At 43.2% G+C, this 12,593-nt stretch carries 11 protein-coding genes and 1 pseudogene; 7 read left to right on the top strand and 5 right to left on the bottom strand.

Translation table 11 applies throughout. The annotated features are described in order from the left end of the window. Positions 1-135: 135 nt before the first annotated feature. Positions 136-672: a tetratricopeptide repeat protein gene (locus IM515_RS09030; protein WP_287627703.1), complete on the top strand. Its 537-nt coding sequence runs from the start codon at positions 136-138 to the stop codon at positions 670-672. A gap of 54 nt (positions 673-726) precedes the next feature. Here IM515_RS09030 and IM515_RS09025 read toward each other — a convergent pair whose 3' ends face one another. Both IM515_RS09025 and IM515_RS09020 read right to left on the bottom strand, forming a co-directional pair. Further along, positions 727-2,526: an SLC13 family permease gene (locus IM515_RS09025; RefSeq protein ID WP_287627702.1), complete on the bottom strand. Its 1,800-nt coding sequence runs from the start codon at positions 2,524-2,526 to the stop codon at positions 727-729. 4 nt (positions 2,527-2,530) lie between these two features. Beyond that, positions 2,531-5,311, bottom strand: a complete 2,781-nt coding sequence (locus IM515_RS09020) for a cation-translocating P-type ATPase (RefSeq protein ID WP_287627701.1) — start codon at positions 5,309-5,311, stop codon at positions 2,531-2,533. 364 nt (positions 5,312-5,675) lie between these two features. On the opposite strand from IM515_RS09020, the gene pds reads away from it, so the two are divergent. After that, positions 5,676-7,106 (top strand): 15-cis-phytoene desaturase, encoded by a 1,431-nt coding sequence (pds, locus tag IM515_RS09015; RefSeq protein ID WP_287627700.1) that lies wholly within the window; start codon positions 5,676-5,678, stop codon positions 7,104-7,106. Positions 7,107-7,211: 105 nt separating this feature from the next. After that, on the top strand, positions 7,212-8,144 hold the full coding sequence (gene crtB, locus IM515_RS09010) for a 15-cis-phytoene synthase CrtB (protein ID WP_287627699.1): 933 nt from the start codon (positions 7,212-7,214) through the stop codon (positions 8,142-8,144). Positions 8,145-8,207: 63 nt separating this feature from the next. Here crtB and IM515_RS09005 read toward each other — a convergent pair whose 3' ends face one another. Further along, on the bottom strand, positions 8,208-8,684 hold the full coding sequence (locus IM515_RS09005; protein ID WP_287633297.1) for a hypothetical protein: 477 nt from the start codon (positions 8,682-8,684) through the stop codon (positions 8,208-8,210). Between the two features lie 257 nt (positions 8,685-8,941). Between IM515_RS09005 and IM515_RS09000 the strand changes: the two genes are divergently transcribed. Further along, the gene (locus IM515_RS09000) at positions 8,942-9,184 is read left to right on the top strand and encodes a hypothetical protein (protein ID WP_002769725.1); all 243 of its coding nucleotides are present in this window, start codon (positions 8,942-8,944) and stop codon (positions 9,182-9,184) included. Between the two features lie 60 nt (positions 9,185-9,244). On the opposite strand, the gene IM515_RS08995 is transcribed toward IM515_RS09000, so the two are convergent. Next, positions 9,245-9,937, bottom strand: a complete 693-nt coding sequence (locus IM515_RS08995) for a pirin family protein (protein WP_287627697.1) — start codon at positions 9,935-9,937, stop codon at positions 9,245-9,247. A 160-nt stretch (positions 9,938-10,097) separates the two neighbouring features. On the opposite strand from IM515_RS08995, the gene IM515_RS08990 reads away from it, so the two are divergent. Continuing rightward, complete coding sequence (locus IM515_RS08990) at positions 10,098-10,244, top strand: PEP-CTERM sorting domain-containing protein (protein WP_155120177.1); 147 nt, start codon at positions 10,098-10,100, stop codon at positions 10,242-10,244. A gap of 357 nt (positions 10,245-10,601) precedes the next feature. On the opposite strand, the gene IM515_RS08985 is transcribed toward IM515_RS08990, so the two are convergent. Continuing rightward, the gene (locus IM515_RS08985; RefSeq protein WP_043996833.1) at positions 10,602-11,246 is read right to left on the bottom strand and encodes a Uma2 family endonuclease; all 645 of its coding nucleotides are present in this window, start codon (positions 11,244-11,246) and stop codon (positions 10,602-10,604) included. Here IM515_RS08985 and IM515_RS08980 point away from each other — a divergent pair. Both IM515_RS08980 and IM515_RS08975 read left to right on the top strand, forming a co-directional pair. Continuing rightward, positions 11,245-12,138: an enediyne biosynthesis protein UnbU gene (locus IM515_RS08980; RefSeq protein ID WP_287627696.1), complete on the top strand. Its 894-nt coding sequence runs from the start codon at positions 11,245-11,247 to the stop codon at positions 12,136-12,138. The genes IM515_RS08985 and IM515_RS08980 overlap by 2 nt on opposite strands. Positions 12,139-12,253: 115 nt before the next feature. Beyond that, a pseudogene (locus IM515_RS08975) lies at positions 12,254-12,593 on the top strand (ISL3 family transposase); the annotation flags it as partial.

Raw genomic sequence — 12,593 nt, 5'->3', positions numbered from 1 at the left:
CAGTGAACTGAAAACTCAAATCTGATAACTGATAACTGATAACTGATAACTGATAACTGATCACTGATCACTGACTAAATCCTGCTATAATCTGATTGAATAAGTATAAAGATATTAATTGCTCGATCGCTAATTATGGAAGATACCCTGCCGCTTATTTACGTTTCTGGATTGCTAATTTTCGTGATTGGTTTAGGAATTTTTGTCATCGTGCAAATCTTTAAAACCCGTCGAGTGGAAGGAACCTTTAACAAGCTACAAAAGAAATTGCAAAAAGAAAAAGGTACAGCTAAAGAATACTATGAATTAGGGAGTCTGTATCTCGATAAAAAACTCTATGTTCAAGCATTGAGTTTACTGCAAAAGGCTTTAAAAATCTCTGAAGAAGAAAGCATCGAACCAGAAAATCAATCCCTAATCTATAATGCGATCGGTTTTTCCTATTTTGCCCAAGAACAATTAGAATTAGCGATTCGTAACTACAAAGAGGCAATTAAACTTTATCCTCAATACTCGATCGCTCTTAATAATCTTGGCAATGTTTACGAAAAGAAACAAATGGCTAAAAAAGCTCTCGAAACCTACGAAGAAACTCTCAAATTTGATCCTAATAATACCGTAGCGAAAAAGCGAGCCGAATCCCTGCGTAAACGCTTCGCTGAATCGAAATAGTTTTGACTACTATCAAATTCTTTTTAGAGATCGAAGAATCTTCGATCTCTTTCTTTATTTCAAGCCATAAAACAAGACAATTAAACTAGGGGTTAAAATCGTCAAAATTAAATTTAGGGGCGCACCCAAACGGGTAAAATCGAGGAATTTATAGCCGCCTGGTGCATAAACCATGGTGTTAGTTTGATAGCCAATTGGTGTGAGATAACTATTAGAAGCAGCAAAGGTGACAGCATACATAAAAGCCAAAGGATTTAAACCCAAAGTTTTCGCCACTTCCACGGCGACGGGAATCATTAAAACCACGGCGGCGTTATTAGAGAGGATTTCAGTTAAAAATGAGGTAATTAGATAGAAGAAAACTAAGATCCAAAACCCCGAAAGATGGCCGCCGATAGCCACTAAATTATCTGCCAACCATTTAGTCGTTCCCGAGTTATCCATGGCAGTACCCAGGGGAATTAAACCCGCTAATAAAAAGATAATATCCCAACGAATGGAACCATAGACTTCCCCCGGTTTTAGACAGCCAGTAATTACCATTAAAACCACCCCAACTAAACTGGTGACGAGAATCGGTTGAATATCAAAAGCAGCAATAATAATCACCAACAAAGTAATCATTAAAGCAATAATGCCCTTATCCTGTCGCAATGATTCAATTTCTTTCTCTTCTAAGACTAATAATTCTCGCGTGGTTTGTAAACCAATAAAACTCTGTTTTGGTCCTTGAACCAAGAGCAAATCGCCAAACTTTAAAGGAATTTTCCCTAATCTTCCTTGCAGTAATTCTGAACCACGCCGAATCGCTAAAACCGTTGCGTTATAACGCTGACGGAATTTCAAATCTTTTAAAGTTGTCCCAATTAAACGGGAATTAGAGAGAAGCAAAACCTCGGCTAATTTTTCCTCACCTGTAGTAATTACCGATTCAATATCTCCTTGGTGAAATTTGACATCGGCAAAGATTTCTAAGCCTCGTTCATCCTTAATTTTTAATAGTTCTTCCCGACTACTGTGAACGATTAAAATATCGCCAGCATTGAGAACTTTATCGGCTAAAGGTTGCGGTAAATGTACCTTATTTCTGATTAATTCCAACACATCAAAATCAAACTTTCTTTGTAGTCCACTTTCCGATAAAGTTTGACCGATAAGACTAGAACGAGGGCTAATAATTACCTCACTCAGATATACTTTAGAACCATAATCATCGTCCAAAAATTCCCCTGTGGAAGATTTGCGATCGGGTAATAATTTCGGGGCAAAAATTGCTAAATAAATCAAACCTGCTAAAAAAGTTACTACCCCCAAAGCAGTGAATTGAAATAAGCTAAATTGCCCATAACCCAGCTTGGCAGAAATACCACTAGCGAGAATGTTTGTAGAAGTTCCCACCACGGTAATCATCCCCGCTAAAACCGTGGCGTAGGAAAGGGGAATTAATAACTTAGAAGGAGAAATTTTTTGTTTTTTACACCAATCTTCGACGATAGGTAAAAAGATCGCCACCACTGCCGTGTTATTAATAAAAGCACTAATTGGCCCCACTAATGCTCCTAGTACAAATACCTGTTGGTGGGGATTTTTGCCCCCCCAAACCAGCAAGCGATCGCGAACTACTTGAATCACTCCCGTGCGGGTAATTCCGGCACTAAGCACAAACATCGCCATCACTGTCACCGTGGCAGAATTACTAAATCCGGCGATGCCTTCTTCGGGAGTAACTAAACCGAAAAGAATGAGGACAATTGCCACGGATAAAGCGGTTAAATCTACTGGCAGCCATTCCGCCACAAAAGCGACTAAAGCAACGACTAAAACCGTTAAAGTCAGAATAATTGGTGTTGGCATTGATTTATTTTTTCGTCATGAACCAGCGAATAAATAACTTCTCCAACTCAATCCAAACAAACATTAAGGCACTAAATCCAAAACAGATTAATAATTCCGTGCCACTAATCCATTGAGTACCGAAGAAGTTTTGTAGAGGAGGAGCATAAATTAACAACAATTGTAGGATCGTTGTCAAGCCCACGGCGGCAATAATATAAGGATTAGAGAAGGGATTCATTTGCACAGCTAACTGGGTATGGGAACGCACCGCCAAAGCATGACCCATTTGTGCTAAACAGAGGGTAGTAAATACCATGGTTTTCCAGCGTCCAGGATCTCCGATTTCGGGAGTTGCCTGAGTATATCGGTAAGCCCAGTACATCATAATAATGGTGAGAATGGCAAAGACGATGCCGATGCGAATCATATACCAACCCAAACCGCGGGCGAAAATGCTTTCCCGGGGGCTAAAAGGTGGACGTTTCATCACATTAGGTTCGGCGGGTTCCATTGCCAGAGCAAGAGCCGGTAAACCGTCAGTAACAAGGTTCATCCAGAGGATTTGCAAGGGAGAAAGGGGGACACCGCCTAAACCGAGCAGAGGAGCCGCCGCAATGGTTAAAACCTCGCCAATATTACTGCCGAGAATGTATTTAATAAAGCGCCGAATGTTGCTGTAAACCACGCGCCCCTCTTCGGTGGCAGCGACGATGGTGGCAAAATTATCATCCAGCAAAATCATATCGCTGGCTTCTTTGCTGACATCGGTTCCCGTAATCCCCATGGCGATACCGATATCCGCTTGTTTTAGTGCTGGAGCATCATTGACTCCATCCCCCGTCATGGCGACGAATTTGCCCCGTTTTTGCAAAGCTTGGACGATTCTCAGCTTATGTTCGGGAGAAACGCGAGCATAGACGCTTACACCATCTACCTCTGCCTCTAGGTCATTCTGAGACATTTTTTCTAATTCTTTACCCGTGATTACTCGCTCCCCGGCAGCAGCAATGCCTAATTCACTGGCGATCGCCTTGGCCGTTAATTGGTGATCTCCGGTAATCATAATCGGACGAATTCCCGCTTGACGACAGAGGGCAACCGCTTCTTTAACTTCTTTGCGGGGTGCATCGAGCATTCCCACCAATCCCAACCAAACCAGGGATTGTTCCTCACTATCTTCTCTTTCCGCTTCTGGCACTTCTGTCATCGGTTTATAGGAAAAACCTAAGACTCGTAGGCCATTACCCGCCATTTCGTCATTTTGTGCCAAAATACGGCTTCTTTGTTCAGGTGTTAAGGGTTGACTTTCCGCCCCAACTTGGACCAGAGAACAACGTTCGAGAATTAATTCCGGTGAGCCTTTGGTAAACATTAAATAGGCAGAATCCCCCAAACCTAACTGAGCATTCTCACAGATTACTGACATTCTCTTTCGTTCGGAAGAAAAGGGAAATTCGCCTAAACGAGGGCTTTTTGGTTCCAATGCTTCCCGATATAGTCCTCCTTTACCCGCTAAAGTCAGTAAAGCTCCTTCGGTGGGATCGCCTAAAATTGACCATTCTTGAGCTTGATTCTGCAAAAGTGCATCATTACACAGCACACAAGCCGTTAAAATTGCCTGTAGTTCGGGATCACTTTCACTAGCACCATTAAACTCACCGATGGGCGCGTAACCTTCCCCCGTGACAGTAATGACATGGTGGGAAGTATTGACTTTCTGCACCACCATTTTATTTTGAGTTAAAGTTCCGGTTTTATCGGAGCAAATCGTCGTTACCGAGCCTAAAGTTTCCACTGCCGGCAATTTACGGATTAAAGCTTGTCTTCTCACCATTCTTTGGGTTCCAATTGCCAATGTCACCGTTACCACTGCCGGTAAACCTTCGGGGACAACAGCCACAGCCATACTGAGGGAGGTTTCTAATAATGACTCAAAAAACTGCCAACCGGAGCTAATTACGCCCCAAAGCACGACTACAGCCACTAAAGCTAGGGAACCACTCACTAAAACGTTACCTAACTGCGACATTCGCTGCTGTAGGGGAGTTGGTTCACTTTCTACTCCTTGCAACAAAGCGGCAATTTTACCGATTTCCGTGTCCATTCCCGTCTTGGTAATCGCCACTTTCCCCCGTCCCTGTACTACTTCTGTACCCTGATAGACGAGGTTAATGCGATCGCCCAAAGAGGCATCTTCCGGTAAAACCTTCTGTGCTTGTTTATTCACCGATTCCGCTTCACCCGTTAAGGCAGCTTCGCGGATTTGCAGGTTTTGTGCTTCTAATAATCTGCCATCGGCGGCAATTTGTACTCCCGCTTCCAGTAACATGATATCCCCGGGGACAAGTTCCTTGGCCGCCACTTCAAAGGTGCTACCATTACGAATAACTCTAACTTTGGGCGAGGATAACTGCTTAAGGGCTGCTAATGCCTTTTCTGCCCGACTTTCCTGTAAATATCCTAAAATACCGTTTAAAATAACAATTGTAAAAATAGCGATCGCATCTTTGGGAAATTCCGCTTTCTTCAGATCCAAAACTGCTGAAACCACCGCCACGGCAATTAGCATCACTAACATAATGTTAGTAAACTGTTCCCAGAGAATCATTAACGGGCTACGTCCCCCCGTTTCTTTTAGTTCATTTAACCCGTAAATATCTTTTCTTTTAACAATTTCCGCCTCGATTAAGCCGGTTTCCCCATTGGTTCTCAGTATTTCTAGGGTTTGTTCCCCAGTTAAATTATGCCAAGCACGATTATTCTCTATTTCCGAGACTTGAGGTGACGTAGTGGGAAAAGTCATAGCGATCGATTGAAGAGGGTGTACGCGTGAACTAAAAAGGTAAGCGAATTAAGCTAATTACATATCACAATATCAGTTATCAGGGAGCATTGGGGAGAGGGAAGTGGCGAAGTGGGGTAGTGGGGAAGTGGGGTAGTGGGGTAGTGGGGAGACCACTTCGTGCGCGTTGCGGGGGGGGAGTGGGGAGATGGGGAAGCTATCTCATCACCCTATCACCCCAAAACCCTATAACCCCATAACCCTATCACCTGTCTCCTGTCTCGGAGTCTCCTGACTTCTCGATAAGCTGAAAAAAATGTAACGAAATGTGAAGTATAATAGCGAATGTGATAAAGACAAGACATTAGAGAGTAGATAGGAAACGATGCGAGTTGCGATCGCTGGTGCGGGACTAGCCGGATTATCTTGTGCGAAATACCTTGTCGATGCGGGACATACGCCCATCGTACTGGAACGTCGCGATGTATTAGGGGGAAAAATTGCCGCTTGGAAAGATGCCGATGGCGACTGGTACGAAACCGGTTTACACATCTTTTTCGGTGCTTATGCCAATATGCTGCAATTATTCAAAGAATTGGGCATAGAAGATCGCCTACAGTGGAAAGAACACTCGATGATCTTCAATCAGCCAGAAAAACCGGGGACTTATTCGCGGTTTGACTTCCCTGATATTCCCGCCCCAATTAACGGTATTGTTGCCATTCTTCGCAATAATGATATGTTAACTTGGGAGGAAAAAATTAAATTTGGACTCGGTTTAATCCCTGCCATTATTAAAGGCCAAAGTTACGTCGAGGAGATGGATAAATATTCTTGGTCGGAATGGTTAGAGAAACAAAACATCCCTCCTAGGGTAGAAAAAGAAGTGTTTATCGCTATGTCGAAAGCTCTAAACTTTATCGATCCTAACGAGATTTCCGCCACGATTCTACTAACAGCCCTCAACCGCTTTTTACAGGAGAAAAACGGCTCAAAAATGGCCTTTCTCGATGGTTCACCCACGGAAAGACTCTGCCAACCTTTAGTCGATTACATCACCGCTAGAGGTGGCGAAGTGTGCTTAAACGCCCCTTTAAAAGAGATTATCTTAAATGAAGATGGCACAGTTAAAGCCTTCTTAATGCGCGGTTTAGACGGTGCGAAAGATTATCTTTTTGAAGCTGATCTTTATGTGTCTGCAATGCCTGTAGATCCATTAAAAGTATTACTGCCTAAACTTTGGCAAGAAGATAAATTCTTTCAAAAATTAGAAGGATTAGAAGGAGTTCCTGTTATTAATCTACACCTCTGGTTTGATCGCAAACTAACCGACATCGATCATTTATTATTCTCCCGTTCGCCTTTACTCAGTGTTTATGCTGACATGAGCAACACCTGTAAAGAATACGCTAACCCCGATCGCTCGATGTTAGAATTAGTTCTCGCTCCTGCTCAGGATTGGATTAGCAAATCCGATGAAGAAATTATCGCCGCCACGATGAAAGAATTAGAAAAACTCTTTCCTCAACATTTTACTGGCGATAATCCCAGTCAATTGTTAAAATACCATCTGGTGAAAACTCCTCGATCGGTTTATAAAGCCACCCCTGGCCGACAAGCTTATCGACCTTCTCAGAAAACTCCGATCGAGAATTTTTATCTCGCCGGTGACTATACCATGCAAAAATATTTAGGAAGCATGGAAGGAGCGGTTTTATCGGGGAAATTAGCGGCGGCAGTGATCAGCAAAGATCACCCCGCAGCACCGCTAAACCCGAATAAAACCCAATCTACACCAGTGTCCAGCGCTCGTTAATTCTCTGGCTAGGGACTAATGACGAAAATGGCCTTGAGTGAGACAATGCTATATCATTAGCCACAGTTCGCCGTTAATCTAAGTCAATCATTCCGCCCCAGCAGAATGCTCCAATTGCCAAAACCGACCCACCCCACCAAACCCCTCGTCTCCCTTGCGGAGTCCTACGAACTCTGTCGCCGGATTACAGAGAAGTATTCCAAAACGTTTTATCTCGGTACTCTCCTGATGCCGAAAGCAAAACGTCAAGCGATCTGGGCAATTTATGTCTGGTGTCGTCGTACCGATGAACTGGTCGATGGACCCCAAGCCCGGTTAACTACCCCTGAAACCCTTGATTTATGGGAAAAACAGCTAGAAACTGTCTTTTCTGGGGTTGCCCTCGAGGATGCCGATGTCGCTCTCGTGGATACTCTAGAAAAGTTCCCCATGGATATCCAACCCTTTCGGGATATGATCGCCGGGCAACAGATGGACCTCTATCGCAGTCGTTATCAAACCTTTGATGAACTAAAACTGTACTGCTATCGGGTGGCGGGAACGGTGGGGTTAATGTCCAGCGCCGTGTTAGGATTGGAACATGGCGACCGCTCGGCTCCTTGGCGACGCAATCAAAGCGTTTATATTCCCCAAGAAGAAGCGATCGATCTCGGTATTGCCAATCAATTAACCAATATTTTGCGGGATGTGGGGGAAGATGTCCATCGTGGGCGGATTTATCTACCTTTAGAGGATTTAGAGCGTTTTAACTACAGCGAAGATGATTTACTCAAAGGGGTTAATGATGACCGTTGGAAGGGGTTAATGCGCTTCCAAATTGAGCGGGCCCGTTATTACTATGATTCTGCCGAAAGGGGGATTCGCGCCCTTAATCCCGATTCCCGTTGGCCGGTTTGGGCGGCTTTACTGCTTTATCAAGGTATTTTAGACGTAATTGAAGCAAATAACTACGATGTCTTCGCCCGTCGTGCCTTCGTGCCTTTAGCCAAGAAAATGCTCTATTTACCCGTGGCTTGGTTGCGATCGCAAGCGTTATAAAAATGCGACGGGTTTTGTCGCTTGGCGACTCCACCCGTCAAATCTTACCCAGGTTTGGCTTTTTCAGAGCGATTTAGGAGTCACCAACCAGAAAGGTCCAGTTTCCGTGCAGGGAACATCTCGATCGGTTTCGTAAACCACAAGACCATCTGGCCGATCCAAAACTAGGGCTTCTCCTAGACGGACGTAGGAGATAAACGGGCCAAGATAGCGGACAACAGGCTCATCGCTACAGGCCGGCAACACCCGATCGTTAAAATACTCGTATCCCACATCCTCGACGCTTTCATAGTAGCGGATGCTGAGATCATCGATCGCTTTCCCCGGAAAACGTTCTCGGATAGCTGACCGGAGAAATTCTGGCAGCGGTCGATCAGGCGATAATAATGTGGCAGATTTCATGGCTTTTCCCCCTAAAACTAAAGGAAGCGGGAAACTCTGACAAATGCCTATCCTCTCGGAACTATTCACTTCCGCTCCCCACCTGGCCAATTTTTTACTAGGGATGGGATCTGGCTCAGGGAGTCCCTTTGTATTCATTGTAACAAATTTCCCCGCAAAGGTTCAGGGCGATACGGTGAGAACAGTTTTTCTTGATTTTTCGTTACAAAGATTGACAAATTTATCCTTTTATTTTGGCGATAATAATAATTACCTGGCGACGAGCCAGAAAAAATAATGGAAACAGGGAAAGACGGACGAGGCTGGGACTAACTAACTGGCAATAATGATAGCGAGAAAAGAAGTGGTTTAGTAGTGCCGAATTCTCGTTCCCAATCATTTAGGAGGTAGGAAAGATGACAATTTATGTCACCCGCGAGGGAGATAAACTGGTGGCCGATTCCCCACTGGAATTGGTAGAAAAATTACAACAATGTCAGGGGAGAATGACGGAAACAAGACAGGAATTCATGACTCGGATGGCTGCACATATGGTAGCCAGCCAAGGCGTTACTGTTCCTATCACCGATCCGGAGAATTTTATCGCCGAGCTAATCCATAACGATTTTCTCAGCGTGGTGGACAGTATTGATGGCTGAAAGTCGGCCGGGGAATTGGCAGCAAAACTTCGCCCCTAGGGTTCCTAACACTCAACCCCACTACCCTAGGTCAAAAAGCAAAATTTCCGAGTCTTCTAGAGATTGAATAGCCAAGGAAGTTTCCTCGCTAATTGCCGCTCCATCCCCCGCTTGTAAATGCACGCTATTTAGGGTTATTTGCCCTCTAGCCACTTGTAACCAGCCATAACGACTGGGAGCGAAGGAATGAGTCAGGGACTGGCCTGGGGGCATAATTCCTGCGTAGAGATTAACGTCTTGATGGACTTTAACCGCGTTACCGGCACCGGTGGGAGAGGCGATTAGTTGTAAGGTATGGGGAGAAAATGCGATCGCTTTTTGTTCATAACTGGGTTCTAGATTTTTTTGGTCGGGAATAATCCAAATTTGCAGAAGATGGAGGTTATTAGTGGCAGAATGATTAAATTCACTGTGTTTTATCCCTGTTCCCGCGCTCATCCGTTGAATTTCACCGTGTCGAATCACGGAACCCGTGCCGAGACTGTCTTGGTGTTCTAGTTCTCCCGCCAAAACATAGGTTAAAATCTCCATATCCTGGTGTCCGTGGGTGTGAAATCCTTTTCCCCCAATCACTTTATCCTCATTAATAACTCTGAGACTCCTAAAATTAATCTGTTGGGGATCATAATATTGGGCAAAAGAAAAGGTATGATAGGTATCCAACCAACCATAGTTAGCGTGGCCTCTTTCCTCCGCCTTGCGTATAGTAATCATCGGTTTTCCTCTTTTTTATCTCTATATTCCTAGTCTATAAAATATTGCCAAAAATGATAAGTAGGCACTAAAAAGTCAGATAGTTACCTTGAGGTCATCATTAGGGCAATGTTATTAAATTTTATGGATTTTGACTGGGAGCCATTATTTTGAAACAGCTATGACGACTCCCGAACCTTCAACTGTATTAGGCTTAATTGCCGTAGGTTTAAGCTCAATAGTCGGATTTAGGCTCTTCGGGACTTGGTATGGTTCGATATGGGGGCATAAATCGACTAAATCCTTATCTGGCAAGAGATTTAATTGATTAGTTCGCTCCAGATCGCAAACAATTGACAAAAATTGCGGTAATGTCTCTCTCTATAAGGGTTTCATTCCTTATAACCCCGTCCATTGCATAAGACAAACCGAAGAACCCAGATTTAAAGGCAAAAAAGAGCCAAAATAAGCCTTCGATCGCTTCTTTTTGACCAAGAAAAAGCCCCCAATTGGGGGCTGAGGAAGAATGTAGTTACTTGTTGGAGTATAGCAAATCATGTCGAGAATTGGCAAATATAGCTCGATTTTTGTTTATTATTGCGGTAAAAACGCCTAACTGTAGCATTTGGGCAGATTACTTCATAAGTTGCAGTTCAGCTTGCTTGATCGAGATTTCAGGTCGAACTTAAGCCAAATCTCGCCAATCTATCCCTAGATCTTGTAACTTCTGGGCCATCTTTTCTGCCACTTCTTCAGGGGTGGGAACAAGTTTACCTTCAGGGGTAAAAAAGCGTAATTGGCTGTCATGAACCCCTAAAAATAATTCTAACTGTTGACTCCATAACCAACCCTGTTTATTCGCTGCAATTTCTTCGTATTTTCCTGCCATCAACTGAAACCCCTTAAATTCTAAACTGGTGGGATCAAACCAAAAATAATTAGGAGTCCGGAAAGTTTCCTGATAAATTTCTTTCTTGAGACCTCGATCGGTTTCTGCCGTTGAATCAGACAAAATCTCGATGATGACATGGGGATATTTCCCCTCTTCTTCCCACACTACCCAACTTTTACGGGGTTTTCTTGCTACTCCCAAAACCACAAAAAAATCAGGACCTCTAAAATATTCTGATTTTCGTTGATTGGGACTGTAATAAATAGTCAGATTACCAAAAGCATAGAAATCTTGGCGGTCTTTCCATAAGAACTCTAGTGATTGGATCAAAAGCATCAATTGACGCAGATGTAACTCTGTTTCCATAGGGGGTTCATCACTCAGTAAATCACTTTTGGGAAAGATAATTTCCTTTAACTCATCTTCAACAATAACCATGACGACCACTCAATTATTTAATCTTCCCTATTTTAGCTCTTCAGTAGAGCGTTCTACTGTTTCCTATCAACCTAATCGTTTAGCAGGATTACGACGCTTTGCCATAGCGATTACCTTTCTCAATATTTTAGGTCATACCGTCCTCGGATTTGAACAATCTTGGGCGCAACCTCTGGTGGCTTTAGCAACAGGTTACAGCGTAGAATTATTATTAGAAAGCGTTGATGCTGGGGTAAATGGCTTTAAACCTAGATATTTAGGAAGTATGGGTCAGTTTATCGATTTTCTGCTTTCTGCCCATATTACCTCATTAGCGATCGCTATGTTACTCTATGCTAATGAGCGTTTATTTCCGATTATGTTTGCAGTAGCGGTGGCTATCGGCTCTAAAGCAATTTTTCGGTTAAAAGTGGCAGATAAAACCCGTCATTTTCTCAATCCTTCTAATTTTGGTATTAGCGTTACCTTACTCTTATTTCCTTGGATTGGCATCGCGCCCCCCTATCAGTTTACCGAGAATTTAAGCGGTTGGGCAGATTGGATTTTACCCGTCTTAATTGTTTGTACGGGAACGTTTTTAAATGCCCGTTTTACTCGTAAATTGCCTTTAATTGCGGGATGGTTAGGGGCTTTTATCTTACAAGCAATCCTTAGAAGTGCTATCTTTCAGACACCGTTAATCCCCGCCCTATTACCCATGACAGGGGTGGCTTTTGTCCTCTTTACTTTCTATATAGTAACTGATCCAGGAACAACACCAATTAACCACCGTGAGCAGATAATTTTCGGGGCATCTGTAGCCGTTGCTTATGGCACTTTGATGTCCTTTCACATTGTTTTTGGGATGTTTTTCGGATTGACGCTGGGTAATGATTCGGTAGTAGTGGCGTAGCTCTCTTGCTTACCTGGTATGAATTGTGTAAAATATTTATTAATAAAAATAATTGGAACACGCTCAGTCTTTAAACCTCTAGCTTGCTCATGACTTTTCTGATAAATATCTTTTGCAGAAAAATAAAAAACAGAAAGCGGAAAAAGAAGCAAAGCTAGAAGTTTTAAAGCGAAGTAAATATAGCCTGTTAAAAAATGAAGAAGATTTAACGGAACCCCAAAAAATCAAACTAGAAGCTATCAAAGAAAATTGACCAAATTTGAAAAAGATGCACGAGTTAAAGGAAGAATTTAGAAAGATTTATGAAACCTCAGAGAATCCGACAGAGGGACTGCTATCCATCTCGGAATGGTTGGCAAAATCCTCCAGTGTTTTTACCAAGAGTTGTCAAACAATCCGAAACTGGTTTGGAGAAATAATTAGTTATTTCGAGCGAAGGACAACGAATGGGGTGG

Source organism: Microcystis sp. M44BS1, from assembly GCF_020244875.1.
GTDB classification, from domain to species: Bacteria; Cyanobacteriota; Cyanobacteriia; order Cyanobacteriales; family Microcystaceae; genus Microcystis; species Microcystis panniformis.
The sequence above is the reverse complement of the archived record's forward strand: the minus strand, read 5'-3'. Positions and strand labels throughout refer to the sequence as shown.